Origin of the sequence: Hydrogenophaga sp. YM1, assembly GCF_016903055.1 — a bacterium.
In the GTDB taxonomy this organism is placed as follows: Bacteria; Pseudomonadota; Gammaproteobacteria; order Burkholderiales; family Burkholderiaceae_C; genus Hydrogenophaga; species Hydrogenophaga borbori.
On record NZ_CP070223.1, the window covers coordinates 4,509,943 to 4,536,132 of the forward strand.

31 protein-coding genes are annotated in these 26,190 nt (G+C 72.5%); 14 read left to right on the forward strand and 17 right to left on the reverse strand.

Annotation, left to right across the window (positions count from 1 at the left end):
* Position 1: 1 nt before the first annotated feature.
* The 11 genes from JNX00_RS21255 to JNX00_RS21300 form a co-directional block, all read right to left on the reverse strand.
* Positions 2–364, reverse strand: coding sequence for a DUF1304 domain-containing protein (locus tag JNX00_RS21255; protein ID WP_070400873.1), 363 nt, complete (start codon positions 362–364; stop codon positions 2–4).
* A gap of 34 nt (positions 365–398) precedes the next feature.
* Entirely contained in the window at positions 399–848 is a 450-nt protein-coding gene (locus JNX00_RS21260) for a methyltransferase domain-containing protein (RefSeq protein ID WP_070400874.1), read from the reverse strand.
* Positions 845–1,321, reverse strand: coding sequence for an anthrone oxygenase family protein (locus JNX00_RS21265; RefSeq protein WP_204743618.1), 477 nt, complete (start codon positions 1,319–1,321; stop codon positions 845–847). The genes JNX00_RS21260 and JNX00_RS21265 overlap by 4 nt, the downstream gene beginning before the upstream one ends.
* A gap of 7 nt (positions 1,322–1,328) precedes the next feature.
* Positions 1,329–1,778, reverse strand: coding sequence for an SRPBCC domain-containing protein (locus JNX00_RS21270; RefSeq protein ID WP_083293320.1), 450 nt, complete (start codon positions 1,776–1,778; stop codon positions 1,329–1,331).
* A gap of 91 nt (positions 1,779–1,869) precedes the next feature.
* Positions 1,870–2,259 (reverse strand): YciI family protein, encoded by a 390-nt coding sequence (locus JNX00_RS21275; protein WP_204743619.1) that lies wholly within the window; start codon positions 2,257–2,259, stop codon positions 1,870–1,872.
* A 25-nt stretch (positions 2,260–2,284) separates the two neighbouring features.
* The gene (locus JNX00_RS21280) at positions 2,285–2,674 is read right to left on the reverse strand and encodes a DUF488 family protein (RefSeq protein WP_070400877.1); all 390 of its coding nucleotides are present in this window, start codon (positions 2,672–2,674) and stop codon (positions 2,285–2,287) included.
* 85 nt (positions 2,675–2,759) lie between these two features.
* Complete coding sequence (locus tag JNX00_RS21285) at positions 2,760–4,040, reverse strand: glutamate-5-semialdehyde dehydrogenase (RefSeq protein ID WP_070400878.1); 1,281 nt, start codon at positions 4,038–4,040, stop codon at positions 2,760–2,762.
* A gap of 56 nt (positions 4,041–4,096) precedes the next feature.
* A complete protein-coding gene (locus tag JNX00_RS22440; RefSeq protein WP_239478201.1) occupies positions 4,097–4,702 on the reverse strand; it encodes a methyltransferase domain-containing protein in 606 nt (201 codons plus the stop codon).
* A gap of 46 nt (positions 4,703–4,748) precedes the next feature.
* A complete protein-coding gene (locus tag JNX00_RS22445) occupies positions 4,749–4,901 on the reverse strand; it encodes a hypothetical protein (RefSeq protein WP_239478202.1) in 153 nt (50 codons plus the stop codon).
* Positions 4,902–5,125: 224 nt separating this feature from the next.
* Complete coding sequence (locus tag JNX00_RS21295; RefSeq protein WP_070400883.1) at positions 5,126–5,611, reverse strand: DUF3237 domain-containing protein; 486 nt, start codon at positions 5,609–5,611, stop codon at positions 5,126–5,128.
* Positions 5,604–6,596 (reverse strand): tripartite tricarboxylate transporter substrate binding protein, encoded by a 993-nt coding sequence (locus tag JNX00_RS21300; protein ID WP_204743621.1) that lies wholly within the window; start codon positions 6,594–6,596, stop codon positions 5,604–5,606. Before JNX00_RS21300 ends, JNX00_RS21295 begins: the two co-directional genes overlap by 8 nt.
* A 94-nt stretch (positions 6,597–6,690) precedes the next feature.
* On the opposite strand from JNX00_RS21300, the gene JNX00_RS21305 reads away from it, so the two are divergent.
* Positions 6,691–7,806 (forward strand): hypothetical protein, encoded by a 1,116-nt coding sequence (locus JNX00_RS21305; protein ID WP_204743622.1) that lies wholly within the window; start codon positions 6,691–6,693, stop codon positions 7,804–7,806.
* A 12-nt stretch (positions 7,807–7,818) separates the two neighbouring features.
* Here JNX00_RS21305 and JNX00_RS21310 read toward each other — a convergent pair whose 3' ends face one another.
* Positions 7,819–9,201, reverse strand: a complete 1,383-nt coding sequence (locus JNX00_RS21310) for an FAD-containing oxidoreductase (RefSeq protein ID WP_204743623.1) — start codon at positions 9,199–9,201, stop codon at positions 7,819–7,821.
* A 206-nt stretch (positions 9,202–9,407) separates the two neighbouring features.
* Here JNX00_RS21310 and JNX00_RS21315 point away from each other — a divergent pair, with 206 nt between their 5' ends.
* From JNX00_RS21315 to JNX00_RS21335, 5 genes are all read left to right on the forward strand, one after another.
* Positions 9,408–9,908, forward strand: coding sequence for a MarR family transcriptional regulator (locus JNX00_RS21315; RefSeq protein WP_204743624.1), 501 nt, complete (start codon positions 9,408–9,410; stop codon positions 9,906–9,908).
* A complete protein-coding gene (locus JNX00_RS21320; RefSeq protein WP_204743625.1) occupies positions 9,905–11,338 on the forward strand; it encodes an efflux transporter outer membrane subunit in 1,434 nt (477 codons plus the stop codon). Before JNX00_RS21315 ends, JNX00_RS21320 begins: the two co-directional genes overlap by 4 nt.
* Before the next feature lie 23 nt (positions 11,339–11,361).
* Positions 11,362–12,594 carry an efflux RND transporter periplasmic adaptor subunit gene (locus JNX00_RS21325; RefSeq protein WP_204743626.1) on the forward strand — a complete coding sequence of 411 codons (1,233 nt, stop codon included), beginning with the start codon at positions 11,362–11,364 and terminating at the stop codon, positions 12,592–12,594.
* Between the two features lie 50 nt (positions 12,595–12,644).
* Positions 12,645–14,210 carry a DHA2 family efflux MFS transporter permease subunit gene (locus tag JNX00_RS21330; protein WP_204745111.1) on the forward strand — a complete coding sequence of 522 codons (1,566 nt, stop codon included), beginning with the start codon at positions 12,645–12,647 and terminating at the stop codon, positions 14,208–14,210.
* Positions 14,211–14,329: 119 nt separating this feature from the next.
* Entirely contained in the window at positions 14,330–14,842 is a 513-nt protein-coding gene (locus JNX00_RS21335) for an OsmC family protein (protein WP_070400890.1), read from the forward strand.
* Positions 14,843–14,852: 10 nt separating this feature from the next.
* Here the strand turns inward: JNX00_RS21335 and JNX00_RS21340 are convergent, their stop codons facing one another.
* On the reverse strand, positions 14,853–15,113 hold the full coding sequence (locus JNX00_RS21340; protein WP_070400891.1) for a DUF2789 domain-containing protein: 261 nt from the start codon (positions 15,111–15,113) through the stop codon (positions 14,853–14,855).
* 173 nt (positions 15,114–15,286) lie between these two features.
* Between JNX00_RS21340 and JNX00_RS21345 the strand changes: the two genes are divergently transcribed.
* Positions 15,287–16,168, forward strand: a complete 882-nt coding sequence (locus tag JNX00_RS21345) for an alpha/beta hydrolase (protein ID WP_083293323.1) — start codon at positions 15,287–15,289, stop codon at positions 16,166–16,168.
* Positions 16,169–16,183: 15 nt separating this feature from the next.
* Here the strand turns inward: JNX00_RS21345 and JNX00_RS21350 are convergent, their stop codons facing one another.
* Entirely contained in the window at positions 16,184–17,221 is a 1,038-nt protein-coding gene (locus tag JNX00_RS21350) for an AraC family transcriptional regulator (RefSeq protein ID WP_204743627.1), read from the reverse strand.
* A gap of 128 nt (positions 17,222–17,349) precedes the next feature.
* On the opposite strand from JNX00_RS21350, the gene JNX00_RS21355 reads away from it, so the two are divergent.
* Entirely contained in the window at positions 17,350–17,661 is a 312-nt protein-coding gene (locus JNX00_RS21355) for a cupin (RefSeq protein ID WP_204743628.1), read from the forward strand.
* 37 nt (positions 17,662–17,698) lie between these two features.
* Positions 17,699–18,199, forward strand: coding sequence for a TspO/MBR family protein (locus tag JNX00_RS21360; protein WP_204743629.1), 501 nt, complete (start codon positions 17,699–17,701; stop codon positions 18,197–18,199).
* 17 nt (positions 18,200–18,216) lie between these two features.
* On the opposite strand, the gene JNX00_RS21365 is transcribed toward JNX00_RS21360, so the two are convergent.
* On the reverse strand, positions 18,217–18,474 hold the full coding sequence (locus JNX00_RS21365) for a DUF2789 domain-containing protein (protein WP_239478203.1): 258 nt from the start codon (positions 18,472–18,474) through the stop codon (positions 18,217–18,219).
* A 207-nt stretch (positions 18,475–18,681) separates the two neighbouring features.
* On the opposite strand from JNX00_RS21365, the gene JNX00_RS21370 reads away from it, so the two are divergent.
* Complete coding sequence (locus JNX00_RS21370) at positions 18,682–20,316, forward strand: ATP-binding protein (RefSeq protein ID WP_204743631.1); 1,635 nt, start codon at positions 18,682–18,684, stop codon at positions 20,314–20,316.
* A 61-nt stretch (positions 20,317–20,377) separates the two neighbouring features.
* Positions 20,378–20,770 (forward strand): response regulator, encoded by a 393-nt coding sequence (locus tag JNX00_RS21375; protein WP_204743632.1) that lies wholly within the window; start codon positions 20,378–20,380, stop codon positions 20,768–20,770.
* Between the two features lie 12 nt (positions 20,771–20,782).
* On the opposite strand, the gene JNX00_RS21380 is transcribed toward JNX00_RS21375, so the two are convergent.
* Positions 20,783–21,250 carry a CreA family protein gene (locus JNX00_RS21380; protein WP_139147122.1) on the reverse strand — a complete coding sequence of 156 codons (468 nt, stop codon included), beginning with the start codon at positions 21,248–21,250 and terminating at the stop codon, positions 20,783–20,785.
* Positions 21,251–21,405: 155 nt separating this feature from the next.
* Here JNX00_RS21380 and JNX00_RS21385 point away from each other — a divergent pair, with 155 nt between their 5' ends.
* Complete coding sequence (locus JNX00_RS21385; RefSeq protein ID WP_204743633.1) at positions 21,406–22,575, forward strand: alpha-hydroxy acid oxidase; 1,170 nt, start codon at positions 21,406–21,408, stop codon at positions 22,573–22,575.
* A 2-nt stretch (positions 22,576–22,577) separates the two neighbouring features.
* Here the strand turns inward: JNX00_RS21385 and JNX00_RS21390 are convergent, their stop codons facing one another.
* Positions 22,578–23,396 (reverse strand): helix-turn-helix transcriptional regulator, encoded by an 819-nt coding sequence (locus JNX00_RS21390; protein WP_070400897.1) that lies wholly within the window; start codon positions 23,394–23,396, stop codon positions 22,578–22,580.
* 168 nt (positions 23,397–23,564) lie between these two features.
* Here JNX00_RS21390 and iaaH point away from each other — a divergent pair, with 168 nt between their 5' ends.
* A complete protein-coding gene (gene iaaH / locus JNX00_RS21395; RefSeq protein WP_204743634.1) occupies positions 23,565–24,974 on the forward strand; it encodes an indoleacetamide hydrolase in 1,410 nt (469 codons plus the stop codon).
* Between the two features lie 56 nt (positions 24,975–25,030).
* Positions 25,031–26,185 carry a substrate-binding domain-containing protein gene (locus JNX00_RS21400; RefSeq protein WP_204743635.1) on the forward strand — a complete coding sequence of 385 codons (1,155 nt, stop codon included), beginning with the start codon at positions 25,031–25,033 and terminating at the stop codon, positions 26,183–26,185.
* The last annotated feature ends 5 nt before the right edge of the window (positions 26,186–26,190 follow it).

Here is a 26,190-nt window from a genome sequence, read left to right on the forward strand (position 1 = left end):
GTCAACGGCCCAGAAGCAGCAGCACCAGGCCGAGCGTGGCCGGTACCGCCTGGATGAACAGGATGCGCTTGCTGGCCGTGGCCGCGCCGTAGAGGCCGGCCACCAGCACGCACAGCAGGAAGAAGACCTTGACCGCGAAACCCTCGGGGCCCAGCGCCAGGCCCCAGAACAGGCCCGCCGCCAGGAAGCCGTTGTAGAGGCCTTGATTGGCCGCCAGCGTCTTGGTCTGGGCCGCGAACTCGGGCGTGAGATTGAACGCCTTCATGCCCTTGGGCTTGTCCCACAGGAACATCTCGAGCACGAGGATGTAGACGTGCAGCAGGGCCACGAGCAGCACGACGGCGTTGGCGAGGGTGGCAAGCATGGGCGGGGTCTCCGGGGAATCGGACCGGGCGATGCTAACGCGGGCGGGCCTCGCGGCCACCGAGCGCCAGTTCGCGCAGCGGGTCGCCGCCGTCGATGAACAGCCGCCCGCCGTCCACCAGCGCCGCGCGCAGCCGCTCGATCGCGCGCCGGCCGGCCTCGGGGTGGCGCCCATCGAGGGCGCCCACGCGAACGGCAAAGGCGATGTCGTAGCGCGCTTCGCCGGGCGCGAGCGCGAAGTCCTCCACCGCCACCTCGCGAAACGCCAGGCGCCCCGAGGCCAGCGCCTCGCGCGAGCCCGCGAGGGCCTGCGCGATGGCCTTGGCCGAGCGGTCGATGCCCAGCACGTGCCCCGAGGGCCCCAGGCGCTCGGCCACCGCGCGCGCCGCCACACCCGGGCCGCAGCCGATCTCCAGCACCCGCAGGCCCGGGCGCAGCGGCAGCGCGTCGACGATCGCGGCGAGCCGCGGCGAGAGCGCGCTCATGCCTTCAACGCCAGGCCCAGCGCCAGCAGCGCCAGCGACACGGCGCCGAGCGCGCTGCGCACGTGGTTCCAGCGCAGCCAGTCGCGCACGTAGCGCGGCCACAGCACCGGCGCCTCGCGCAGGTCGGAGCGCGCCAGGCGGTCGTTGAGCGGCACGTTGCAGGCCATGGTCACGCCCAGCGGGCCGATCAGGTAGGCCAGCGCGCCCGCGCACCAGGCGATCGCCCCGGCGCCGCCCTGCCACAGCGCGCCGATCAGCAGCAGCAGGCACAGCACGGCCGTGCCCAGGAAGGGCAGCAGGAACAGCGGGCGAATGATCAGCCGGTTGATGCTCTGCATGGTGCTCATGCCGGCCTCGGCCGGCTGTTCGAGCAGGGCGCGCATGGTCACCAGGGAGAAGGCGTAAAGCAGGCCGGTGACCAGGCCCCCGCCCACGATGGCGGCGATGGCGATCCCCTGCAGCAGCGTGGCCATGGGACGCTCAGGCGCGCGCGGGCGCTTCGCACAAGGCCTTGAGGCGGGCCAGGGCCTTGGGCCAGCTCTCGTCCATCATGGCCGCGTACTCGGGGGGCACATCCTGCTCGATGTCCAGCCGCGTGCCACCGGCCTCCGGCGCGAAGCGGTAGTTCTCGTAGGCGGGCGGCCCCTCGTGGGGCACGGCCGGCTGGCCCGGCGACACCATGCCCAGGTGGCGGATCGACAGGAACACGTGGCGCTGGTTCTGCGCGATCTGCGCTTCCATGCCCTCGCCCGAGGGCGAGAGGAAACGGATGCGCGCGCCCTGCTCCCAGCTGCCCTCGTAGTAGGAGCCCTCCATGAAGGCCGAGGTCCAGTCGCGGTAACCGTCGTCGGCGAGCATGGTGGCCCAGACCCGTTCGACGGGGGCGTGGATGTGCGTGCGGTAGTTCAGGCGTTGCAGTGGGGTGCTCATGGACAGGTCCTTTCGGGGGCTGGGGAAACCCAAACGACGGCCGACACCCCCGGTTGTCGACACGCCCCGGGTAAACCCCGACGCCGCGGGCTCAGCGCGCCGCCGCGGCCCGCCCGCTGGGCGTTTCGTTGCCGTCGCGGAACGCGCTCGCGCGCTCGGCCTCCAGCGGTCGGATCTCGAAGCTCAGCCCGAAGGCCAGGCAGGGGTTGCGCGAGGCGATGCGCGCGGCCTCGTCCAGGCTGCCGGCGGTGATGAACCAGTAGCCGCCGATGATCTCCTTGGCCTCGGTGAAGGGGCCGTCGAGCACGCGCTCGCGCGTCACCAGCCGGCAGGCCGTGCCCAGGCGGCTGCCGGCCCGCAGCACGCCGGCCGCGGCCTGTTCGCCGAACCAGGCGTAGAAGGCGTCGATGGCGCCCTGGATCTGTTCGGGGGACCGGTCGGCGTCCCATTGGCCTCGGGACAGCAGCAGGAATTCGCTCATGGGCGGTGTCTCCAGAAGAACGGGTTCAGTGGGCCAGGTCCGCGCCGGCCGCGGCCAGCAGCTCGCGCAGCACGGAGCGGTGGCAGTGCGACTCGTGCTCGCAGTAGCAGCCCACCGAGAAGTCGCTGCCGTGCGACATCGCCGCCAGCAGCGCGATCGCATGGGCATTCTCGGGTGTGGCCATCTCGGCGCGGTAACGGCGTGTGAACGCGGCCCACTCGGCCGGCGTCTTGGCCTGCTGGGCCTGCTTCATGGTCTGCAGGCTGGGCGCGAGGTTGGGGAACCAGACGTCGTACCAGTCCTGGCGCGCGAACTCGCTCTTGGGCACGCCGCGCGGCGGACGCCGCACCGTGCCGATGCGCAGGCCTTCGTTGTTCGCTCGCGGGCTGCCGAGCCGCACCACCCTGATCGCCATGGCTGTCTCCGGTTCCATCGACCGGCGACAGCGTAGCCGGTTCAGGCCCGGGCGCGCAAACCGCGCCGAGCCTGGGGGGTGGCGCTCAGCCGCGCACCTCACCCTCGCCCAGCACCACGTACTTGAGCGAGGTCAGGCCTTCCACGCCCACCGGGCCGCGCGCGTGGAACTTGTCGGTGCTGATGCCGATTTCGGCGCCCAGGCCGTACTCGAAGCCGTCGGCGAAGCGGGTGCTGGCGTTCACCATCACGCTGGCCGAATCGACCTCGCGCAGGAAACGCTGGGCGTGTCCGTGGTCGGTGGTGAGGATGGCGTCGGTGTGGTGGCTGCTGTAGCGGTTGATGTGGGCGATGGCCTCGTCCACGCCGTCCACCAGCTTGATGCTGATAACGGGCGCGAGGTACTCCTCGAACCAGTCCTGCTCGCTGGCGTCCACCAGGGTCGCGCCGGCCACGCCGGCCAGCAGGGCCTTGCTCTCGGGGCAGGCGCGCATCTCCACGCCCTTGGCCGCGAACACGGCACCGATCTTCGGCAGGAAGTCCTTCGCCACGCCGCGCGCCACCAGCAGGCTTTCGGTGGCGTTGCAGGGGCTGTACTTCTGCGTCTTGGCGTTGTCGGTGACCTTCACCGCGAGCGCGATGTCGCAGGGGTCGTCCACATAGGTGTGGCAGTTGCCGTCCAGGTGCTTGATGACGGGCACCTTGGCCTCGGCGCTGATGCGCTCGATCAGGCCCTTGCCGCCGCGCGGGATGATCACATCCACGTACTGCGGCATGGCGATGAGCTGGCCCACGGCCGCGCGGTCGGTGGTGGGCACGAGCTGCACCGCGTCGGCCGGCAGGCCGGCGTCGATCAGCGCGCGCTGCACCAGGGCGGCCAGGGCGCGGTTGGAGTCGATGGCCTCGGAGCCGCCGCGCAGGATGGCGGCGTTGCCGCTCTTGATGGCGAGCGAGGCGGCCTCGATCGTCACGTTGGGGCGGCTCTCGTAGATCATGCCGAAGACGCCAATGGGCACGCGCATCTGGCCCACGCGGATGCCGCTGGGCATCTGCCGCATGCCCATCAGCTCGCCGATGATGTCGGGCATGGCGGCGAGCTGCTCGCAGCCCTGGGCGGCGGTCTCGATCACCTTGGGCGTGAGCTTCAGGCGGTCGACCATGGGCTCGGCCAGGCCGTTGGCGCGGGCGCGCTCCAGGTCCTTGGCGTTCTCCAGCGCCAGTGGTTCACCGGCCTCGCGCAGCAGGGCGGCCAGGCGGCGCAGCGCCTGGGCCTTGGCCGCGACGCTGGCCTTGGCCATGAGCCGCGACGCCGCCAGGGCCTGCTGGCCCAGGGTGTGCATGAGTTCGGTGGTGTTGCTGGCGTTCATGGGTCGGGATTTTCGCACCGGGGGCCGACAAGCGCCCGGGCGCCCGCGCCATGCACCTAGGCCGCCAGGGGCCGGCGCGCGATCAGGGTGAGGAAGCGCTTGGTGGTGCCGCCGGGCGCCTCGAAGCTGTCGATGGCCTCGTGCAGCCGTTCCCAGCCGGCGAAACGCTCCCGCACGCGGCCGGGCTCGAACAGGCAGTGGCCCTCGGGCCCGAACATGCCCAGGAAGGTGGTCCCCTCGATCAGCACATTGAGCGACAGCACGCCGCCGGGCTCGGTGGCCGCCTGCAGCGCCGCCAGCTGGCGCCAGGCGCTGGCGCAGTCGAAGAACATCAGCAGGCCGATGCAGACCACGGTGTCGTAGCGGCCCTCGGGCGTGCGATCGCGCAGGTCGGCCTCGGTGGCGCGCAGCGGCAGCGACTCGCGCGCCGCCACCGCGCGCAGGTGGGCGATGGCGGAGGCGCTCGCGTCCAGCGCCTCGACCGTGCAGCCCCGGCGCGCCGCCTCCAGGGCCAGGTGGCCCAGGCCGCAGCCGAAGTCGAGCGTCCGCCCGCGCAGGTGCGGCAGGGTCGCGCGCTCGAAGGGGTTGAGGGCGTGCTCGCCCTCGGCGATCTGCCGCTGGAACTGGCGGTCGAAAAAATCGACGCTGTGCGGGGTGGTCATGGGCCCGAGTCTGCCTCGGCGGGGCGCGGCCCGTGCCCCGCCCCCCTCAATCCTGGGTGATCTTCTCGTCCACCACCACCTGGCGCCAGCGCTTCGACTCGCTGGCCACGAAGGCGCCGAAGGCGGCACCTCCGGCGCCACCGGGCTCCGCGCCCGAGGTCTCGATGCGCGAGGCCACGTTCGGGTCGGCCAGCGCCACCACCCGGCCGGCGTGAGCGCGGTGCCCACGCGGCCGCGCACCACCAGCTTCACGCCCAGCCCCCGCTCCAGGTCGCCCAGGCGCTGGCTCAGCGCGGGCTGCACGATGTGCAGGCGCCGCGAGGCTTCGGTCAGGCTGCCGGCCTCGGCGATGCCGACGAAGTACTTGAGCTGGCGGATGTCCATCGGCGGTCCTTGGTCCGGCGCGGCGCGCCGCGCCTGAGCCTAGCGCAGCGCGAAGCAGGCGATGTCCACGCGGTCCGGGTGGCGCACGCCGCTGCCGACGAAGAGGCGCTCGTTGATCCAGCCCAGCGCGGCCGACGAGGTCTCGAACGCGGGCACGCAGCGGAAATACACCAGCGAGGGATCGACCGGCTCGCCACGCACCAGGCTCGCGGTCACCGCCGGTGGCGCCACGCGAATCGCCTGGTTGCTGACGTAGATGAGGTCGCCGCCGTCGGTCTCGAGCACGTAGCGCGCGTCCAGTCGCGCCAGCGAGGGCGTCACGATGGCCTGGAAATCGGCCCCGCCCGGCAGCACGCGCCCCGTCCAGCCGTCGCCGCGCACCGTTCCGCCCGTGATGGGAATGACGCGCCGGTTGCCGGCCGGCGTGGGACCGATCTCGTGCACCGGCCCCACCTGCACGCTGAGCTGCGCAAAAAAGTCGAGCCCCGGGGCGGCCGGCGCGGCGGTGTCCACGCGCTCAGTCATTCGCCTTGAACCCCGTGGCCTTGACCACCTGCGCCCAGCGCGCGGTTTCCGTGGCGATGGTCTTCTCGAACGCCGCGCCGCTCTCGGTCGGCACGTCGAAGCCCTGGGCTTCGAGCTTGCCCTTGTAGCCGGCGTCGGCCTGCGCCTTCACCGCCGCCGCCATGATCGCGTCGGTCACCGCCGGCGGCGTGCCGGCGGGCGCCATCAGGCCGAACCACACCGTGGTATTCAGGTCGCCATGGCCCAGCTCCGCGAGCGTGGGCACCTGCGGCAGGAAACGCGAGCGCTGGGCGGAGGTGACCGCCAGGGCCTTGAGCTTGCCGCTCTGCACGTGCGGCAGGGCGCTCTGCAGCTGCGTGAAGCCCAGCGGCACCTGGCCACCCAGCAGATCGGTGATCTGCGGCGCCGAGCCCTTGTAGGGGATGTGGACCATGGGCACCTTGAGGCGCTCGCTGAACTGGAAGCCCAGGAAGTGCGAGGGCGTGCCCGGGCTGAACGAGGCGTAGGCCGCCTTGTCCGCGTGGGCCTTGAGCCAGGGGCCCAGATCGGCCAGCCGGTCCACCGGCACCGAGGGGTGCACGACCAGCACCAGCGGGCTCTCCACGCCCTTGGCGATGGGCTTGAAGTCCGATTGCTTCCACGGCAGCGCCGGGTAGGCCGAGGGGTTGATGGTGAACATGGCCTGCGTGCTGATCCACAGCGTGTGCCCGTCGGGCGCGGCCTTGCGCACCTGCTCGGCGCTGAGGTTGCCGTTGGCGCCGGCGCGGTTCTCGACCACGAAGGTGCCGCCGGTCTGGCGCGCCAGCTGCTCGCCGAGCGTGCGGGCATAGACGTCCACCGCGCCGCCCGCCGGCGTGCCCACCACCAGCGTCACCGGGCGGGTGGGCCAGGTCTGCGCGGCCAGGGGCATGGCGCCGCCGAGGGCCAGCAGCGGCATCAGCCACTGGCCGAGTCGGCGCAGCGCGGTGGTTGGGCGGGGGGTCATGGCGGGTCTCCGGTGAATTGAGGGGAACCGCGCAATCTAGGCTTGTCAGAATGATTGACAAAGCGAATCGTTCCTGGGGAATCCCCTAGCTGCCATGACCACCACACCAGCCTTTCTGCACGGACTGCCGCCGTTCGACCAGCCCCTCAACGCCGCCGGCACCTTCACGCCCGTGGGCGTGTCGCGGGCCTCGCCCGCGGTGGCCGAGGCCACGGCCTGGGCCTTGCAGCGCTTTCTGGTCATCGACGAATGGCAGGACCTGGCCTCGCGCGAACTCGCCGCGTTCAGCGGCGCGGCGGCGGGCACGGTGGTGCACTGCGCGGCGGCGGGCATCACGCTGTGCGTGGCGGCGGCCATGGCGGGCACGGACCCGCGGCGCATCGCGCAGCTGCCCGACAGCGAAGGCCTGCGCCGCGCGGTGGTGGTGCCCGCGCCGCACCTGATCGACTACGGCCACCCGCTGGCCACCGACATCCGCCTGGCCGGCGGCACGGTGCGCGCCTGCGGCCAGCCCGAACGCTGCACCGCCGACGACTGGCTGCCCGCGCTGGCGGCGCCCGAGGTGGGCTGCCTGCTGCTGGTGTCCTCGCGCCTCACGCGCGACCCGGCGTTCGACTTCGCCGCCGCGACCGAGGCCGCGCGCGCGGCCGGCGTGCCCGTGGTCATCGACGGTGCCGCGCAGGACCTGCGCGTGCGCGAGCTGGTGGCGCTGCAGCCGGCCGCCGTGGTGCTGAGCGCGCAGAAGTACCTGGCCGCGCCAACGGCGGGCCTGGTGGTGGGCGAGGCCGGTTTCATCGAGGCGGTGCGCGCGCAGCAGAAGGGCATCGGCCGCGCCATGAAGCCGAGCAAGGAGGCCTTGGTGGGCGTGCTCGCGGCCTTGCACGAGCGGCGCGCGCTGGACCTGGGCGCCTGGTCGCGCCAGCAGGAAGCCAAGGTGCGCCAGGCCGTGGACGCCCTGGGCGGCCTGCCCGGCGTGCAGGCCATGCGAATGCCCGACCCGCTGGGCGCGCCCGTCCCGCGCGTGCGGCTGCGCTTCGCGGGCGGCGCCGAAGCGGCGCGCGCCGCCGCGCAGGCGCTGCGGCGGCAGGACCCGCCGGTCTGGGTGATGGAACACGGCGTGGCCGAGGGCGTGCTCACCCTGGAACTGATCGCCCTGCGCGCGGACGAGGTGGACGCCCTGACCGGGGCGCTGCGCCGCTGCCTGGCCTGAGGCCCCGGGCGCTCAGTCCTTCACCGGCTCCAGCGCCTGCAGCAGCGTCGGCAGCAACTCCGACACCGTCGGGTGGATCGGCATCGAGCGGATGAGGCCGTCCACCGGCTGCTTCAGGCTCATCAGGTCCAGCAGGCCGTGCACGGCCTCGTCGCAGCGGTAGCCCAGCAGGCTCGCGCCCAGCAGCTGGCGGGTCTGCGCGTCCACCACCGCCTTCATCAGGCCCTGCGTTTCGCCGGCCTCGCGCGCGCGGCCCACGCGGTGCATGGGCAGGGTGGCCCGCAGCAGCGGCCGCCCGCTCTCGCGCGCCTTCGCCTCGGCCAGGCCCACGCGGCCCAGCGGAGGGTCGGTGTAGAGCGCGTAGGCCTCGATGCGGTCCGACAGCCGGCGCGGGTCCTGATCGAACAGGTTGGCCACCACCACCTCGTGGTCGTTCCAGGCGGTGTGCGTGAAGGCGCCGCGGCCGTTGCATTCGCCCACCGCCCACACGCCCTCGGCGCTGGTGCGGCATTGTTCGTCCACGCGGATGTAACCGCGCGGGTCCACCTCGATGCCGGCCGCGCCGAGGTTCAGTCCCTCGGTGTTGGGCTGGCGCCCCACGGCCAGCAGCACATGGCTGCCCACCAGGCGCGGCGGCCGGCGCTCGCAGCGCGCGCCCACCGCGATGCCGCTCTGGCGCGGCGCCAGCGCGATGCACTCCGCGCCCAGCTCGAAGCGCACGCCCTCGCGCTCCAGGATCTCCCGGATCGCCTGGGCCACGTCCTCGTCCTCGCGCGGCAGCAGGCGCGCGGACTTCTCCACCACCGTCACCCGGGCACCGAAGCGGCGCATCACCTGCGCGAACTCCAGGCCGATGTAGCTGCCGCCGATGATCACCAGGTGCCGGGGCAGCGTGTCCAGCCGCAGCATCGATTGGTTGTCCAGCGTGGGCACGCGGTCGATGCCGTCCAGCGGCGGGCGCGCGGCGCGCGCGCCGACGTTGAGGAAGATGCGCGGCGCCCGCAGCTCGCGCTCGCCCACGCGCAGGCGGCCGGGCGCGACGAAGCGGGCCTCGCCCAGGATCACCTCCACCTTGTCCAGGCCCCGCATCCACTGCTCCACGCCCTCGCGCGACTGGGCCACCACCGCTTCCTTGCGCGCCATCACGCGCGCGAAGTCCACCCGCAACCGGCCGGTGGCGAAGCCGAACTCCTCGCCGCGCCGCGCCAGGTGGATGGCGCGCGCACTGGCCACCAGCGTCTTGGTGGGGATGCAGCCGTGGTTCACGCAAGTGCCGCCGAATTCGGCGCGCTCGACGACGGCGGTGCGCAGGCCTTCGCGGTGGCAGCGCGCGGCGATGGCCGGACCGGCCTGGCCGGCGCCGACGACGATGGCATCGAAGGTGTCGATGGGCATGGGCGTCTCCTGTGGCGGTGTTGAGGGCCTCCCCGGGTGGCGTGACGGCCGGCAAGGCGCGTGCCGGCCGCGCGCCAGCCACTAAGTAGCCGAGAAAGCCCCTGTCCGCAAGGCCGTCATTGCCGCCCCCCGGCCGGAAAACCCCTGTTCGCAGTGATTTAATGCCTGGTCAATAACTGCCTAGGCAGTTAAATTCCTGCCCAGCCATGAAACACCCACCCCCCTCCCCGGCCGGCGCCACGGCCTTCTACCACCCCGACACCCTGCGCCCGGACGACTCCGTGGGCCGGCTGATGCGCCAGATCCTCGTCGCCAGCGCGAACGAGGTGGAGCGCGAACTCGCCCCCCTGGGCCTGACCGAGGCCCAGTGGATGCCGCTGTTCAAGCTGCACATGGCCATGGCCAGCACCTCGTCCGAGCTGGCGCGCGAATGCCGCATCGACACCGGCGCCACCACGCGCATGATCGACCGGCTCGAAGAGAAGGGCTTCATCCAGCGCGAGCGCTCGGCCGCCGACCGCCGCGTGGTGAAGCTGGAGCTCACGCCCGAAGGACGCGCCACCGCCGGACACATTCCCAGCGCGCTGTGCAAGGTGCAGAACGAGCTGCTGGCCGGCTTCACGCGCGAGGAGTTCGACACGCTGAAGTCGCTGCTGCGGCGCATGCTGGCCAACGCGCAAACGCTGGCCACGAAGGAGCGCGCATGAACCGTTCCTTCAAGAGCCGCTGGCTGCTCGCGCCCCTGGCCGCCGCCGCGCTCGTGGGCTGCGCCAGCATGCAAGGCACCACGCCGTCCAGCGCGCAGCTGCGCGACGCCGCCTCGCTGGGCCTGAGCGAATCGCGCGCCGCCGCCGAGGTGGCGCCGGTGGAGCCCCAGTGGTGGCGCGCGCTCGGCGATCCGCAGCTCGACCGCCTGGTGGAGCAGGCCCTGCAGGGCAACCCGAACCTGCGCGTGGCGCAGGCGCGCGTGGCCCGGGCCATGGCCGCCGTCGACGGCGTCGACGCCACCAGCGGCCCGCAGCTCAACGGCCAGTTCGACGCCACGCACCAGCGCTTCACCGCCAAGGGCATGGTGCCCCCACCCCTGGCCGGCAGCGTCGAGGACACGGCCACGCTGCAGCTCAACGGCTCCTGGGAAATCGATTTCTTCGGCAAGCACCGCGCCGCGCTCGACGCCGCCCTGGGCACGGCCCAGGCCGCGCAGGCCGAAGCCGCCGCCGCGCGCACGCTGCTGGCCACCAACGTGGTGCGCGGCTACGTGCAGCTGGCGCGCCTGCAGGACCAGTACGAACTGGCGCAGCGCGCGCTCGCGCAGCGAGAGAGCATGCTGGCCCTGGTCAATCAGCGCGTCTCGGCCGGGCTGGACGGCGTGCTCGAACAGCGCCAGAGCGAGGGCGCCGTGCCCGAGGCGCGCCAGCAGATCGAGGCCATCGGCGAGCAGATGCAGCTCACGCGCCACGCGCTGGCGGCGCTGAGCGGCCAGCCCACGCAGGACCCGGCGCCCCAGGCGCCGCGTCTGGCCGGCCTGCGCCCGTTGCCCGAGCCCCAGGCCATCCCCACCGACCTGCTCGGCCGGCGCCCCGACGTGGCCGCCGCGCGCTGGCGCGTGCAGGCCTCGCGCGGCGAGGTGGACAACGCGCGCGCCCAGTTCTATCCCAACATCAACCTGGTGGCCTATATCGGCCTGTCCAGCATCGGGCTCGACCAGCTCTTCAGCGGTGGCGCCCGGCAGTGGGGCATCGGACCGGCCGTGCGCCTGCCGATCTTCGATGGCGGGCGCCTGCGCGCCAACCTGAGCGGCAAGAACGCCGAGCTCGACACCGCCATCGAGAGCTACAACGCCGCCGTCATCGAGGCCGTGCACGAGGTGGCCGACCAGCTCGCCTCCGCGCGCTCGGTGGCCCAGCAGCGCGCCCAGCAGCAGCAGGCCCTGCAATCGGCCGAATCGGCCTATTCCATCGCCGAGCAGCGCTACCGCGCGGGCCTGTCCAACCACCTGCAGCTGCTGTCCGCCGAAACCGCCGTGCTGGCCCAGCGCCGCCTCGACGTCGACCTGCGCACGCGCGCCCTGCAGGCCCAGGTGAACCTGGCCCAGGCCCTGGGCGGCGGCTGGCGCGCGTCCACCGAACAACCCTGAAGCCCAACACCCCCTCCTTCACCATGAGCACGAACACCGCAACGGCCCCGAACGCCCCCGCCGGCAACCCGCGCCGCAAGAAAGCCCTGCTCGCCATCGCCACCGTGGTGGTGCTGGGCGGCCTGGCCGCCGGCGCCTACGAATGGCTGATCGCCAGCCACTACGAAACCACCGACAACGCCTACGTGCAGGGCGACGTGGTGCAGATCACGCCGCAGATCGGCGGCACTGTGCAGGCCATCCTGGCCGACGAGACCGACTTCGTGAAAGCCGGCCAGCCCCTGGTGAAACTCGACCCGGCCGACGCCACGCTGGCGCTCGAACAGGCCGAGGCGCAGCTCGCGCAGACCGTGCGCCAGGTGCGCAAGCTCTACGCCGACAACGGCGCCTTCGACGCCCAGGTGGCGGCACGCCAGGCCGACGTGGCCAAGGCCCGCAACGAGGTGGCGCGCGCGGGCGATGACCTCAACCGCCGCCAGTCGCTGGCCGGCAACGGCGCCGTCTCCAAGGAAGAGCTGCAGCACGCCGAGGCCCAGCTCGCGGCCGCGCGCAGCGTGCAGTCGGCCGCCGAGGCCGCGCTGGCCGCCGCGCGCGAACAGCTCGCCAGCAACCGCGCCATGACCGAGGGCACCTCGGTCGAGCGGCACCCGCAGGTGCAGACCGCCGCCGCCAAGGTGCGCGAGGCCTGGCTCGCCACGCAGCGCCTGACGCTGCCCGCGCCGGTGGACGGCTACGTCGCCAAGCGCACCGTGCAGCTCGGCCAGCGCGTGGCCGCCGGCACGCCGCTGATGGCCGTGGTGCCCCTGCAGCAGGTGTGGGTGGACGCGAACTTCAAGGAGGTGCAGCTGCGCCACATCCGCCTGGGCCAGCCCGTCGAGCTCACCGCCGACGTCTACGGCAAGGACGTGCGCTACACCGGCCAGGTGGTCGGTCTGGGCGTGGGCACCGGCTCCACCTTCGCCCTGCTGCCGGCGCAGAACGCCACCGGCAACTGGATCAAGGTGGTGCAGCGCGTGCCGGTGCGCATCGCGCTCGACCCCGGCCAGCTCGACCAGCACCCGCTGCGCGTGGGCCTGTCGATGGAAGCGACGGTGAACGTGCGCCAGCAGGACGGCAAGACCCTGGCCAGCGCGCCCACCGCCGCGCACGCCGCCACCCAGGCCTTCGAGCACACCGGCGCCGACGCCGACGCGCTGGTGCGGCGCATCATCCAGGCCAACCTCGGCGCCTCCACCCTCGCCCAGCGCGCGCTCTGACCATGGCCGACACCGCCGCCGCGCCCGGCGCGGCCCCCGCGAAGCCGGGCATGCCGCCCGCGGGCGCGCACCCGCCGCTCGAAGGCAGCGCGCGCCTGTGGGGCACGCTCGCCATCTCGGCGGCCACGTTCATGAACGTGCTCGACACGTCCATCGCCAACGTCTCGCTGCCCGCCATCGCTGGCGACCTGGGCGTCAGCCCCAACCAGGGCACCTGGGTCATCACCAGCTTCGCGGTGGCCAACGCCATCGCCGTGCCGCTCACCGGCTGGCTCACGCAGCGCCTGGGGCAGGTGCGGCTGTTCGTGACCAGCGTGCTGCTGTTCGTGCTGGCCTCGCTGCTGTGCGGCCTGGCGCCCAACATGCCCACGCTGATCGCCTTTCGCGTGCTGCAGGGCTTCGTGGCCGGCCCCATGATCCCGCTGTCGCAGGCGCTGCTGCTGCAGAGCTACCCGCGCGAACAGGCCGGCCGCGCCATGGCCGCCTGGGCCATGACCACGCTGGTGGCGCCGGTGATGGGCCCGCTGCTGGGCGGCTGGATCACCGACAACATCGCCTGGCCCTGGATCTTCTACATCAACGTGCCGGTGGGCCTGCTGGCGGCCTTCTTCATCTGGCGCGTCTACCACCGCCGCGAAAGCGCGGTGCGCAAGCTGCCCATCGACCGCATCGGCCTGGCGCTGCTGGTGGTGTGGATCGCCGCCCTGCAGATGGTGCTGGACCTGGGCAAGGAGCACGACTGGTTCGCCTCGCCGCTGATCGTGGGCCTGGCGCTCACGGCGGTCGTCGGCTTCGCCTTCTTCATCGCCTGGGAGCTGACCGACGAGCACCCGGTGGTGGACCTGAAGCTGTTCAAGGGCCGCAACTTCTGGGCCGGCACCATGGCCGTCTCGGTGGCCTACGGGCTGTTCTTCGGCAACGTGGTGTTGCTGCCGCTGTGGCTGCAGCAGTTCATGGGCTACACCGCCACCGACGCCGGCATGGTGACCGCGCCGGTGGGACTGCTGGCCATCGTGCTCTCGCCCTTCGTGGGCCGCACCATCGCGAAGGTGGACGCGCGCCGCTACGTCACCTTCTCCTTCGGCGTGTTCGCCCTGGTGATGCTGATGCGCTCGCACTTCTCCACGCAGGCGGACTTCAACACCATCCTCATCCCCACCATCGTGCAGGGCGTGGCGGTGGCCTTCTTCTTCATTCCGCTGAACACGCTCACGCTCTCGGGCCTCACACCCGACCGCATCCCGGCGGCGGCGGGCCTGTCCAACTTCGTGCGCATCACCTTCGGCGCGGTGGGCACTTCGGTGGCCACCACGGTGTGGGAGAGCCGCGCCGCCCTGCACCACGCGCACCTGGCCGAGGCCATCAACCACGGCAGCCCGGCCGCGCAGGCGGCGCTGGCCGGCCTGGCCAACGGCGGCATGACGCAGCCGCAGGCCCTGGCCGCCATCGACCGGATGCTGCAGCAACAGGCCTTCACCATGGCCGCCAACGACATCTTCTGGCTGTCGTCCATGCTGTTCCTGGCGCTGATCCCGCTGGTGTGGCTGACGCGCGTGCCCCGGCGCGACGGCGCGCCCTCGGCGGCCGCGGCGGAAGCGGCGGCGGGCGCGCACTGAGCGCAGGCCAGGCCAGGCGCCGGCGAGCGGGCTTGGCTCGCCCGCCGCTGGCTGCCATCATCCGCACCGGCTCTCCCCGCACGTTCCCCAACCGGCCCCGCGCCGCCAGGAGTGGACCCATGAGCGCAGCACACATCCGCCAATCCGTGGAACAGCTCGCGAAGCACTTCGCGGAGCGGCCGCAGGACGCGTTGTCCCAGGACAAACCGGCCGTGGCCACCCTCGAATCGGGCCTGCGCTGCAAGGCCGTGGGCCCCAAGGGGGAAACGCTGATCACCGACATGCCGGCGCCCATCGGCGGCGGCGGCAGCGCGCCCACGCCGGGCTGGTACCTGCGCGCCGCGCTGGCCAATTGCGACGCCACCATGATCGCCCTGCGCGCGGCCCAGCTCGGCATCGAGCTGAGCCAGCTGGAAGTGACCGTGGGCAGCCGCTCGGACAACCGCGGCCTGCTCGGCGCCGAGGGCGTGGCGGCCGGGCCGCTGGACGTGGTGCTCAGCGTGCGCATCGCCGCCCCGGGCGTGCCCGAGCCCACGCTGCGCGAGCTGGTGCACTGGGCCGAGGCCCACTCGCCGGTGGGCGATGCGCTGCGGCGGGCCCTGAACGTGAAGGCCGATATCCAGGTGGGCTGAGCGGCGCGCCTCAGCCGCGCTCGGCCCGGCGCCGGACCGCGTCCTCGTGCAGCGCTTCGTTCAACTGGTCCACCACCAGGGCCCAGGGGGCGTCGGCCTTGATCTGTTCGCTCAGGAACTGGCGCTGGGCCTCGTTCCAGTACGGGGCGTCGCACAGGGCCACGTCCGCCGCCAGCTGGTGGGCCTGGATGAAGCCCGCGATCTCCCGCTCGCCGGCATCGAGCCCCAGCTGCAGGAACAGGTTGGTCATCCGGGGGGTGGTCTCGTCCATCGGCAATCTCCTGAGCGCTTGAATGGGGGGATTGTCCGACACCGCCGGGCCCCGGCCGTGTAGGCCAAGGCCGCGCCTTGTCGCCTCGCGTCAAGAGGCTGGCGCCCGAGGTCATCGCCGGCCGGGCCGCCGCGCCGCACACTGGGGCCCTCCAGACACACACCGAGATCGACATGCTTTCCCGCATCACCCTGGCCACGGCGATGGACGCCCCGGCGGCGAGCGCCGCCACCCCGCTGCCCACCCGCTTTCTCGACACCGAAGGCGGGCGCCTGGCCTACGACGACACAGGTGGCGCCGGCCCCGTGGTGGTCTGCGTGCCCGGCATGGGCGACCTGCGCGGCGAATACCGCGCGCTGCGCCCCGCCCTGGTGGCGGCCGGCTGGCGCGTGCTCACCCTGGACGTGCGCGGCTTCGGCGATTCCTCCGCCTCGTGGTCCGAGCTGTCGGCCCGCGCCGTCGGCCGCGACGTGGTGCGGCTCATCGAGCACCTGCGCAGCGGGCCCGCCATCGTGCTGGGCAACTCCTTCGCGGCCGGCGCCGCACTGTGGGCCGCGCGCCAGGCACCGCAAGGGGTGGACGGCGTGGTGCTGCTCGGCCCCATCGTGCGCGATGCGCCGCCGAATCCGCTGATGCGGGCCGTGCTGCGCCTCGGCTTCGCCGGCCCCTGGCGCCTGGCCTTCTGGATGGCCTACTGGAACAGCCTGTTTCCGCTGCGCCGCCCGCCGGACCATGCCGAGGCCAGGGAGGCCCTGCGCCGCAACCTGCGCGAACCCGGCCGCATGGACGCCCTGCGCGCCATGGTGGGCCTGTCCAAGGCCGACACCGAGGCCATGCTGCCCGACAGCCGCGTGCCGGCCCTGGTGGTGATGGGCACGCGAGACCCCGACTTCGCGGACGCCACGGCCGAGGCGCGCTGGCTGGCGCAGGGCATCGGCGCCGAGCTGATGCTCGTCGAGGGCGCGGGACACTACCCGCACCTGGAATGCCCCGGCCAGGTCGCCCCGCGCGTGCTGGACTTCTTGCGGGAACGCCTGGCCGCGCGCGCCCGTTGAGCCATGCGAACGCCCTCAGTGCCGCCGCGGGCCCTCCCGCCGGGCCGCCGCCGGCGTCCTACCGGTCCAGCGCTTGAACGCCCGGTGGAACGGGCTGGGCTCGGCATAGCCCAGCAGGTAGGCCACCTCGCCCAGCGCCAGGCGGCGGTCGGCCAGGTAGCGCAAGGCAAGTTCATGCCGGACCCGGTCCACCAGTTCGGAAAACCGCGTGCCCTGCGCCTCGAGTTGCCGCTGCAGGCCGCGCTCGCTGGTGTGCAGGGCGCGGGCGATCTCGCCCAGGCTGGGCGGCCCGTTGGCGATGCGTTCGCCGATCAGCTGGCCCACCTGCGCCACCACGCCGCCGTCGATACCGCCGGGCGCGCGCTCGGCCAGCAGGCGATCGGCGTGCGCCGTGACGATGCGCGAGAGGCCCGGGTCTGCGTTGGGCAGCGGCCGGCGCAGCAGGGCGGCGTCGAAGACCAGCTTCGACACCGGTGCGTCGAACCGGGGCGTCACGCCGAACGCCTGCACGTAGGGCCGCGCATCGATCGGCGCCGCGTGCGCCACCTCCACCGCCAGCGCGGTCACGCGCTGGCCGAGCATCTGCGAGGCCACGACCGGCAGCGAGGCCAGGGTGAAGTCACTGGCCTGCCAGCCCGGTGCCTGGCCCGGCGCGGCAAAGCCGTGCTCCACCGCCACGCGCGTGCCCTCGTCGATCACGCGAAAGCTCGCCAGGTCATGCACCAGGCGGTTGTAGCGCGCCAGGCGCTGCAGGGCGCTCAGCAGGTCCGGGGCGGTGCGCACGGCGTAGTCGAGCGCATCGAAGGCGCCAGGGCGGATGCGCGTGGCCGCCCACAGACCGAAGCCGGCATCGCCCGCCAGTTCGGCCGCCGTGTCCCAGAGCGCGTTTTCCTGTGCGAGCGCCATGCGCGCGTCCGCCTCGTCCAGCACCGCCGGATCAAAGCCCGTGCGCGCCAGCAGCACAGGCAGCTCCACCCCGCGCGCCTGCGCGGCGTCCAGAATGAACCCGCCGATGCGGGCCAGAACGGTGGGCGGGTGCGGTGGCGTGGGCATGGACCCCGCAGTGTCGGCCAATTTCCCCCATCCCCCCGGCGGGGCCGTCGGGCAAGTCGCCCCCTGTCTGTTCCCGGCCGACAAGCTCCGCCAGAATCCGCCCTGGCGCCTGAAGGAGTCAAGCCACCATGAAGATCGTCCGCGCAAAGGAGTACCGCGCCGAACGCGCCTGGGGCGCGCTCGACATTGCCTGCATGAACGGCATCACCACCCGCCTGCACTGGACGGACCAGCCCTACCGCTGGCACGTCAACGACGGGCAGGAGGTCTTCGCCGTGCTCGATGGCGTGGTGGAAATGCACTACCGCGCCGGCGGTGTCGAATCCATGGTGGTGCTGGAGACGGGCGACGTGTTCTTCGCCGACGTGGGCTGCGAGCACGTGGCGCATCCGCGCGGCGCCGCGCGCATCCTGGTGGTGGAGCACGCCGGCTCGGTGTGAGCCCCCACAGCCGGCACACCGATTGCCCCCTATCCCCATGAACCCCACCTCCCCGGACACCGGTTCCCGCCTGCCCAGCCTGGCCTTCTGGCTGCTGCTCACCCTGGCGGCGGGCGGCGTCGGCGCCATCGCCTCGGCCAGCGCGCCGGCCTTCTACCTCAGCCTGGACCGCCCCGCCTGGGCGCCACCGCCCTGGCTGTTCGGTCCGGTCTGGACACTGCTCTACGTCTTGATGGGCCTGTCGGCCTGGCTGGTGTGGCGCGCACGCCGCCTCGACGCGGGCGCCACGCCCTATGTGCTGTTTTTCGCCCAGCTCGCCGCCAACGCGGCGTGGACCTGGCTCTTCTTCGCCTGGCGGCAAGGCCAGTGGGCCTTCATCGAGATCCTGCTCCTCGTCGCGCTCATCGTCGCCACCATGGCGGTTTTCGCGCGCATCCGGCCGCTGGCGGCCGTGCTGCTGGCGCCCTACCTGGCCTGGGTCTGTTTCGCCACCGCGCTCAGCTTCTCGGTCTGGCAGCGCAACCCGGGCCTGCTGTAGCGCGCGCGGCGCCGCGCTCAGCGCAGCGGAATCGCCGTGCCGCGGTCCACCATGCGCACGATGCGCAGGCGCTTGAAGAAACGCGGCGGCCAATCGCTGTCGGCCTTGATCTGTTCGCACGGGAACTGGCCCTGGGCCTCGTTCCAGTAAGGGCGTCGGCAAGGGCAACGTCCGCGCCCCGCCGGCGCGACGAGATGAAGAGCGCGACGGCCAACTCGCTGGCGTCGAGGCCCAGCGGCAGGAATAGCTTGGTCATGTGTGGGGGTGTTGCCCATGGCGCTGTTCCTGTGACGTGGAATGCCCACGTTGCCCAGGACCGGCGGCCGGCCCCACCACCCAACCGGTGCACTGTGCCCGAGATCGGTCCACTCGCCAAGCGGTGTCAGCCCCAATGCCGTTGCGCCGCCGCTTCCCCACAATGGCACGGAGCTGCGTGCCGGGGCGAGCATCGGCATTCAGAACAACAACCGAAGACGACAGACATGAAGATCGCGCGCACGCCAGAACAAGAAGCCGAACGCGTTGCACGCCTGCACCAACTGGGCATCCTCGACACCCTGCCCGACGCGGCGTTCGACGCCATCACCGAACTTGCGGCCCATGTTTGCGAGGCCCCGGTGGCGCTGATCTCGCTCATCGACACCGACCGCCAGTGGTTCAAGTCGCGCCTGGGCCTACAGGCCACGGAAACCGCGCGGGACTTCGCGTTCTGCGCCCATGCCATCCTGGCGCCGGACACGGTCATGGAGGTCCCGGACGCGCATGAGGACGAGCGCTTCCGCGACAACCCCCTGGTCCTGGGCGAGCCCCGCATCCGCTACTACGCAGGCGCCCCCATCGTCACCGCAGACGGCTTCGCCCTGGGCACGGTCTGCGTCATCGATCACGAGGCGCGCCGGCTCAGCCCGCGTCAGCTCGACGCCTTGCAGCAGCTGGCCCTGGTGGTCAACCGCATGTTCGATCACACCCGCGCCGTGCACACCCACTTCTCGTGCCAGGCCCGGCGCTGGCAGCACCAGCAGGCCGTGCTGCAGGCCATGGGCGCCGCGGGCCTGGATCTCAAGGCCTTCATCGACTGCGACTACCGCTACCGCTACGTCAACGGCAGCTACCTCGCCTACTGGAACCTCACCGAAGAAGCCCTGCTCGCCCAGACCGTGCCCGAACTGCTCACCCCCGAGGTGTTCGCCTCCTCCCTCAAGCCCTCGCTGGACGCCGCGCTGGACGGCGAGGAACAACGCTTCCAGACCGTCATCAACTTCCCCACCCAAGGCCCCCGCCACGTGGAAGTGACCTACATCCCCGCGCTGCGCGATGAACAGGGCCGCCCGACCGGCGTGGTGGCGCGCATCCACGACATCCACGAACTCAAGACCCGCCAGCTGCAGCTCGAATCCACGGTGAAGCTGCTGGAGTTCAGAACCCTGCAGCAGCAGCAGTACATCCACGTGCTGTCGCACGACCTGAAGGAGCCGCTCAACACCATCGGCAACTTCATCGCGCTCATCGACGAAGACGAGCGGGCCGCCATGACGGCCCTGGGGCAGAAGTACCTGGACAACGTCATCAAGGGTTCGAACCGCATGAAGCGGGTCATCGAGGACCTGCGCCGCTTCTTCGAGGTGGAGAACCACACGCTGGACATGGAATCCGTGGAGCTGGACCTGGTGGCGCGCCAGACCGTGCAGGCGCTGCACGGTCTCATCGCCCGCCACCGCGCGGTGGTCCACGTCGAAGCACTGCCCCGCGTGCACGGCAACGCCTCGCTGCTGCGCATCTGCCTCGAAAACCTGGTGTCGAACGCCATCCAGTTCGCCCGGCCTGGCGAGCCGGCGCAGGTGCGCGTGCACGCGGACGAGGCCGGCCACACGCTGGCCGTGCACGTGGACGACCAGGGCACCGGCATCGACCCGGTCCACCACGAAGCGATCTTCAGCCCCTACGCGCGCTTGAACACGCGCCGGGTCAGCGAGGGCGCCGGGCTGGGCCTGCCGATCTGCCGCCGCATCGCGCACATGCACGGCGGCGACATCCGCGTGCGGTCGGCGCCCGGCGCGGGCAGCCGCTTCAGCCTGCTGCTGCCCCGACCCGCCGCCACGCAGGGGCTCGCACAATGAGCGTCACCGTGCCGGTCCCAAAGCGCTCAGCCCCGCAGTGCACAGCACGGAGGGTGGTCCAGTGAGCGCGATCGAACGGGTCATCCTGGTAGACGACAACGAACTCGACAACGACTTCCACAGCATCGTGCTGAGAAAGGCGGGCTACGGCGGCGAGCTGCTGCGCTTCGAGACCGGGCCGGACCTGCTGCGCTTCCTGCAAACCTCGCCGCCGGACCGCCGCACCTGCGTGTTCCTCGACATCAACATGCCCATCCTGTCGGGCTTCGACACCGCCGACCAGCTGCTGACCCTGGCGCACGCAGGCAGCGGTCTGCTGGAAGTGCACCTGCTCTCGTCCTCCGACTCGCTGGCCGACCGGCAGCGCGCCGCGGCGCGGCCGCTGATTCGCAGCTACCTCGTCAAGCCGCTGAGCGTGGCCGCGGCCCGGGCCGTGCTGGGCCTCGGCGCCTGAGCCGGCGCGCGCTCAGCGCAGCGGAATCGCCGTGCCGCGGTCCACCGCGACCACCGCCACCGAGTTCTGAGGCGAGCCCTCGATCAGGCGGTCCGAGTACGTGAGGTAGACCAGCGAGTGCCGCTTCGGGTCCACCATGCGCACGATGCGCAGGCGCTTGAAGACCAGGCTGGTGCGCTCGCTGAAGATCTCTTCCTGCGCCTTGATCGGCTTGGGAATGGCGATCGGCCCCACCTGCCGGCAGGCGATGGAGGCCTCGGATTTGTCCTCGGCCAGGCCCAGGGCGCCGCTGATGCCGCCCGTGCGGGCGCGCGAGATGTAGCAGGTCACACCCTGCACGCCCGGGTCGTCGTGGGCCTCGACCACGATCTTGTGGTCGGGACCGATGAACTTGAACACGGTGTCGACGGAGCCGATCTCGTCGGCCGCGGCGGCGGTGGCGAGAGGCGCGAGAAGGAGCAGCAGGACGAGGCGTCGCACGCGGGGCTTTCGGAGGGTGGCGGTGCGCCGCATTGTGCGCCGCGCCCATGGCCCGCGTCGATGTGCAACAGCTGAGCCATCGATACGGCCGCGCGCGGCGGCTCCGTACCATCGCGCCGCCGGCCGACGGGGCCCGGGATTCGAGGAGAACACGCATGAGCTGGTTGCGCATGGACGATGTCCGTGAGCGCGCGCGGCGCTACCTGCCGCGCTTCGTTGCCGACTACGTGGACGGCGGCGCCGAGGACGAGCGCTGCCTGGACCACAACGCCCGCGACCTGGCCGCGCTGCGCCTGGTTCCGAACTGCCTGCGCGACACCAGCGCCATCGACACCTCGGTGGAGGTCTTCGGGCGCACCTGGAAGCGCCCGCTGGGCGTGGCACCGGTGGGCTTCAACGGCCTGGTGCGGCCGAACGGCGACGTGCTGCTGGCGCGCGCCGCGGCCTCGCAGGGCCTGCCCTTCGTGCTGTCCACCGCCTCCAACGCGCGCCTGGAAGCGGTGCGCGCCGCCGCGCCCGAGGCCGCGCAGTGGATGCAGCTCTACGTGATGTCCGACCGCGCCATCGCCGAACAGATCGTGCGCCGCGCCGCCGCGGTGGGCTTCGAGGCCCTGGTGCTCACCGTCGACGTGCCCGTGAGCGGCCTGCGCGAGCGCGACGTGCGCAACGGCTTCAAGCTGCCCTTTCGCCCCGGGCCGCGCACGCTGTGGGACCTGGCCAGCCACCCGCGCTGGTCCCTGGGCATGGCGCGCCACGGCGCGCCGGGTTTCGTCAACCTGTCGGAACGCACCGGCGGCGCCGCGTCGGCCCAGGTGCAGGCGGCCCTGCTCGCGCGCGCCATGGACCGCACCCTGGTGTGGGACAGCCTGGCCTGGCTGCGCCGCCTCTGGCAGGGGCCGCTGCTCATCAAGGGCGTGCTGCACAAGGACGACGCGGCGCGCGCCGCGCGCGAGGGCGTCGACGGCCTCATCGTCTCCAACCACGGCGGGCGCCAGCTGGACGCGGCGCCCTCCACCATCTCGGTGCTGCCGGGCATCGTGCAGGCCGTCGACGGCCGCCTGCCGGTGTTCGTGGACAGCGGGTTCCGCCGCGGCAGCGACGTGGTGAAGGCCCTGTCGCTGGGCGCGCGCGGCGTGTTCGTGGGCCGCCCCGCCGTGTGGGGCCTGGCCGCCGACGGCGAGGCCGGCGCGGCGCGCTCGCTGGAGCTGATCGGCACCGAGTTCGAACGCACGCTCACCCTGATGGGCGCCGCCTCGCCGCGCGAGCTCGGCCAGGCCAACCTCAGCCTCCCCTGGGCCCCGCCCCCCTGGCAGGCCGGGGCCTGAACTCAGCCCAGCGGCACCCCGCGCGGCTCCCAGGCCGCGTGCGCGAGCGGGTCGCCGTCCAGCAGGCACTGCACGCGCGCGGCCAGGCCGGCGCGGTTGTCGGCCTGCAGCTTGCGAAAGGCGTTGCCCAGGTGGTAACGCACGGTGGGGAACTGCACCTTGAGCTGGCGCGCGATCTCCTTGTCGGGGCAGCCGCTGCTCACCAGCCAGGCCACCTCGGCCTCGCGCCGGCTCAGCTGCGCGGGCTGGCGCATCAGGCGCTCCACCTGATCGGCCACGCGCGGCGCGGGCGCCTCGGAGGCCTCGCCGCGCGTGCGCGCCAGCGCGGCCGTCACCGCCGGCTCCACCAGCCGCAGCGCCTCGATCTCGTGGCTGGTGAAATTGCCGCGGTCCTTGTGGCGCCAGATGCGGAAATCGCCCACGCAGGTGTCGCCCGCGTGGAAGTAGACGTTCACGCCCCAGTGCATGCGGTCGCGCTGCAGGAAGTCGTTGAAGAACTCGGTGCGCGAGAGCTCGGACTGCGGCATCACCTGCGTGGCCACCGTGGGGCGGCGCCGCTGCATCATGGGCTGGGTCAGCGGGTCGATGAAGCGGTAGTAGTCGTCCCAGGAACGCAGGTGCTCCAGCGACATGTTCAAGGCCTTGGCGCGCTCGAAGCGGCGCATGCCGGTGTTCCAGGCCATCGACACGTAGGTGTCGGCGTTCAGCAGCGACAGCATGGGCAGCGCCAGTTGCTCGCGCAGCAGATCGGCGTCCGTGGCTTCGGCCGTGAGGCACATCACCTGGGACAGGGCTTTGGTCTGGGACGAGGACAGGAACATGGCGCGCACTCATGCAAGAAGCATGCGCAAGCCTAGCGGCGCCCCGGGCCGGCGTCATCGTGGTTGACCCGAGGGTCGGCCCGCCCACCGACCCGGCGGCCTAGCAATCCTGTTAGGTGCGGCCCGCGGCGGTGCCACTTAGCCTCGGGCCATCGTTGGAGAGCTGGCATGGAACTCATCGGTCAATCCCTGGACGCGCTGCGGCGCGCGCTCGACGCCCGCGAGCTGTCGAGCCGCGAGCTGGCGCAGGCCTGCATCGCGCGCACCCAGGCCACGCGCGCCCTGAACATCTACGTGGACTTCGACGAGGCCGGGCTGCTGGCGCAGGCCGACGCGGCGGACCAGCGGCTGCGCGCGGGCGAGCGCCTGCCGCTGCTCGGCATCCCCGTGGCGCTGAAGGACAACATCGACGCCCTGGGCTTCGCCTGCGGCGCCGGCACGCGCGCGCTGCACGGCCTGCACCCGCGCCAGGACGCCGCGCTGGTGGCGCGCCTGCGCGGCGCCGGCGCGCTCATCGCCGGCAAGGTGGGTATGCACGAGCTGGCCTTCGGCATCACCAACAACAACGCCGTCACGCAGGCGGTGCACAACCCGCGCGACCCGTCCCGCATCCCGGGCGGCAGCAGCGGCGGCAGCGGCGCGGCGGTGGCGGCGGGCGTGGTGCCGGCGGCCATCGGCACCGACACCGGCGGCTCGGTGCGGGTGCCGGCCGCGCTGTGCGGCGTGGCCGGCCTGCGGCCCACGGTGGGCCGCGTGCCCGGCGAGGGCCTGGCGCCGATCTCCAGCACGCGCGACACCGCCGGGCCGCTGGCGCTGAACATCCGCGACTGCGCCACGCTGGACGCGGTGCTCACCGGCGCCGCCCCCGGGCTGGTGCCCACGCCGCTGCGCGGCCTGCGCCTGGGCGTGCCGCGCGAGCGCTTCTGGGACGACCTGCAGCCCGCCGTGCGGGCCTGCGCCGACCAGGCCCTGCTGGCCCTGGCCGAGGCCGGCGTGGAACTGGTCGACGTGGCCCTGCCCGGCCTCAGCGAAGCCAACGACGCGGCCGGCTTCCCCATCGCCCTGTACGAATTCGTGCGCGACATGCGCGCCTACCTGGAGACCACGCAGCGCGGCGTGGGCCTGGAGGCGCTGGTGGCCGCCATCGCCAGCCCCGACGTGGCGGCGGCCTGCCAGCCGCTGCTGGCCGGCGGCGCCATTCCGCCCGCGCTGTACGAGCAGGCGCTGGCCTCGCGCCGGCGCCTGCAGTCCCTCTACACCGAGGCCTTCCGCGCCGCGCGCGTGCAGGCCCTGGTGTTCCCCACCACGCCGCGCACCGCCGCCGCCATCGGCGAGGACGAGACCGTCGAACTCAACGGCCAGCGCCTGCCGACCTTCCCCACCTTCATCCGCAACACCGACCCGGGCAGCAACGCCAGCCTGCCCGGCGTGACGCTGCCGATCGGCTTCGACGGCCGCCTGCCCATCGGCCTGGCGCTGGACGCGCCCATCGGCGCGGACCGCGCGCTGCTGGCGATCGCGGCGTCCGTCGAGGACCTGTTCCCACCGGCGCGCCCCATCGCGTCCCCAGCGCCCTGAACGCCCGGGCGTTTCCCCTCCCCACCGTCCCTTCACTTTCTTCCGAGGAGTTCTCCATGGACCGTCGCGCCCTCCTGCAAGCCACCGCCGGCCTGGCCGCCACCCTGGGCCTGGGCCGCGCGGCCCAGGCCGCCAGCCCCCTGACGGTGGCCGTCATGATCCCGCAGAGCGGCCCCGCCGGCCTCTTCGGCCCCACCGCCAAGGCCTGCGCCGAGCTCGCCGCCGAGGTCATCAACGCCCAGGGCGGCGTGCTGGGCCGCCCGCTCAAGCTGGCCTTCGGCGACGCCGGCGCCGCGCCAGCCGAGGCCGCGCAGTCGGCGCTCAAGCTGTGGCGCGGCGCGGGCGCGGGCGCCGTCATCGGCATGCACGACAGCGCGGTGCGCGGCGCGCTGGTCAACCTCTTCAAGGGCCAGGTGCCCTACTTCTACACGCCGGTCTACGAAGGCGGCGAGTGCGCCAAGGGCACCTACATGAACGGCGAGACGCCCTCGCAGCAGCTGGAGCCGGTCATCCCCTGGATCGCCGCCGAGCGCAAGCCCAAGAAGTGGTACCTGATCGGCAACGACTACGTCTGGGGCCGCAACACCAACGCCGCCGCCAAGGGCTACATCCAGAAGACCGGCGCCGAGGTGGTGGGTGACGAGTACCTGCCGTTCACGGTCGACAACTTCGACTCCAGCCTGGCGCGCATCCGCGACAGCGGCGCCGACGCGGTGCTGGTCTCGCTGGTGGGCGGCGCCTCGGTCAGCTTCAACAAGGCCTTCGCCGGCCTGGGCATGAGCGATCGTGCCCTGCGCCTGGGCACGCTGATCGAAGAGAACACGCTGGCCGGCATCGGCGCCGCCAACGCGCGCAACCTCTACGCCAGCACCGGCTACTTCGCCGGCTCCACCTCGCCCGCGGCCAAGGCCTTCCTGGACCGCTTCAACCAGCGCTTCAGCGCCCAGGCCCCGGGGCTGAGCACGCTCACCGAATCGGTCTACGAAGGCTTCCTGATGCTGCAGGCCATCGCCACCAAGGCCAAGTCGCTGGACGTGGCCAAGATGGACGCCGCCAGCGAGGGCGCGAGCTACCAGGGCCCGCGCGGCACCGTCACCATGCGTGCGCGCCACGTGGAGCAGGACGTGTTCGTCGCCGACGTCACCGACAAGGGCTTCCGCGTCGTCAAGACCTTCCCGCGCATCGGCGCGGGACAAACCTGCAAGGTCTGACCGCG

Excerpts from the sequence above, each read along its gene's own strand:
- JNX00_RS21320 (WP_204743625.1), top strand. The coding sequence starts at position 9,905 with ATGAACCGTTCCTTCAAGAGCCGCTGGCTGCTCGCGCCCCTGGCCGCC.
- JNX00_RS21365 (WP_239478203.1), bottom strand. The coding sequence starts at position 18,474 with ATGGGCAACACCCCCACACATGACCAAGCTATTCCTGCCGCTGGGCCT.
- JNX00_RS22440 (WP_239478201.1), bottom strand. The coding sequence starts at position 4,702 with ATGACCACCCCGCACAGCGTCGATTTTTTCGACCGCCAGTTCCAGCGG.
- JNX00_RS21295 (WP_070400883.1), bottom strand. The coding sequence starts at position 5,611 with ATGACTGAGCGCGTGGACACCGCCGCGCCGGCCGCCCCGGGGCTCGAC.
- JNX00_RS21360 (WP_204743629.1), top strand. The coding sequence starts at position 17,699 with ATGAACCCCACCTCCCCGGACACCGGTTCCCGCCTGCCCAGCCTGGCC.
- JNX00_RS21270 (WP_083293320.1), bottom strand. The coding sequence starts at position 1,778 with ATGAGCACCCCACTGCAACGCCTGAACTACCGCACGCACATCCACGCC.
- iaaH (WP_204743634.1), top strand. The coding sequence starts at position 23,565 with ATGGAACTCATCGGTCAATCCCTGGACGCGCTGCGGCGCGCGCTCGAC.
- JNX00_RS21310 (WP_204743623.1), bottom strand. The coding sequence starts at position 9,201 with ATGCCCATCGACACCTTCGATGCCATCGTCGTCGGCGCCGGCCAGGCC.
- JNX00_RS21305 (WP_204743622.1), top strand. The coding sequence starts at position 6,691 with ATGACCACCACACCAGCCTTTCTGCACGGACTGCCGCCGTTCGACCAG.
- JNX00_RS21325 (WP_204743626.1), top strand. The coding sequence starts at position 11,362 with ATGAGCACGAACACCGCAACGGCCCCGAACGCCCCCGCCGGCAACCCG.
- JNX00_RS21400 (WP_204743635.1), top strand. The coding sequence starts at position 25,031 with ATGGACCGTCGCGCCCTCCTGCAAGCCACCGCCGGCCTGGCCGCCACC.
- JNX00_RS21335 (WP_070400890.1), top strand. The coding sequence starts at position 14,330 with ATGAGCGCAGCACACATCCGCCAATCCGTGGAACAGCTCGCGAAGCAC.
- JNX00_RS21275 (WP_204743619.1), bottom strand. The coding sequence starts at position 2,259 with ATGAGCGAATTCCTGCTGCTGTCCCGAGGCCAATGGGACGCCGACCGG.
- JNX00_RS21255 (WP_070400873.1), bottom strand. The coding sequence starts at position 364 with ATGCTTGCCACCCTCGCCAACGCCGTCGTGCTGCTCGTGGCCCTGCTG.
- JNX00_RS21285 (WP_070400878.1), bottom strand. The coding sequence starts at position 4,040 with ATGAACGCCAGCAACACCACCGAACTCATGCACACCCTGGGCCAGCAG.
- JNX00_RS21330 (WP_204745111.1), top strand. The coding sequence starts at position 12,645 with ATGCCGCCCGCGGGCGCGCACCCGCCGCTCGAAGGCAGCGCGCGCCTG.
- JNX00_RS21340 (WP_070400891.1), bottom strand. The coding sequence starts at position 15,113 with ATGGACGAGACCACCCCCCGGATGACCAACCTGTTCCTGCAGCTGGGG.
- JNX00_RS21345 (WP_083293323.1), top strand. The coding sequence starts at position 15,287 with ATGCTTTCCCGCATCACCCTGGCCACGGCGATGGACGCCCCGGCGGCG.
- JNX00_RS21370 (WP_204743631.1), top strand. The coding sequence starts at position 18,682 with ATGAAGATCGCGCGCACGCCAGAACAAGAAGCCGAACGCGTTGCACGC.
- JNX00_RS21390 (WP_070400897.1), bottom strand. The coding sequence starts at position 23,396 with ATGTTCCTGTCCTCGTCCCAGACCAAAGCCCTGTCCCAGGTGATGTGC.
- JNX00_RS21300 (WP_204743621.1), bottom strand. The coding sequence starts at position 6,596 with ATGACCCCCCGCCCAACCACCGCGCTGCGCCGACTCGGCCAGTGGCTG.
- JNX00_RS21280 (WP_070400877.1), bottom strand. The coding sequence starts at position 2,674 with ATGGCGATCAGGGTGGTGCGGCTCGGCAGCCCGCGAGCGAACAACGAA.
- JNX00_RS21260 (WP_070400874.1), bottom strand. The coding sequence starts at position 848 with ATGAGCGCGCTCTCGCCGCGGCTCGCCGCGATCGTCGACGCGCTGCCG.
- JNX00_RS21355 (WP_204743628.1), top strand. The coding sequence starts at position 17,350 with ATGAAGATCGTCCGCGCAAAGGAGTACCGCGCCGAACGCGCCTGGGGC.
- JNX00_RS21315 (WP_204743624.1), top strand. The coding sequence starts at position 9,408 with ATGAAACACCCACCCCCCTCCCCGGCCGGCGCCACGGCCTTCTACCAC.
- JNX00_RS21265 (WP_204743618.1), bottom strand. The coding sequence starts at position 1,321 with ATGGCCACGCTGCTGCAGGGGATCGCCATCGCCGCCATCGTGGGCGGG.
- JNX00_RS21385 (WP_204743633.1), top strand. The coding sequence starts at position 21,406 with ATGAGCTGGTTGCGCATGGACGATGTCCGTGAGCGCGCGCGGCGCTAC.
- JNX00_RS21350 (WP_204743627.1), bottom strand. The coding sequence starts at position 17,221 with ATGCCCACGCCACCGCACCCGCCCACCGTTCTGGCCCGCATCGGCGGG.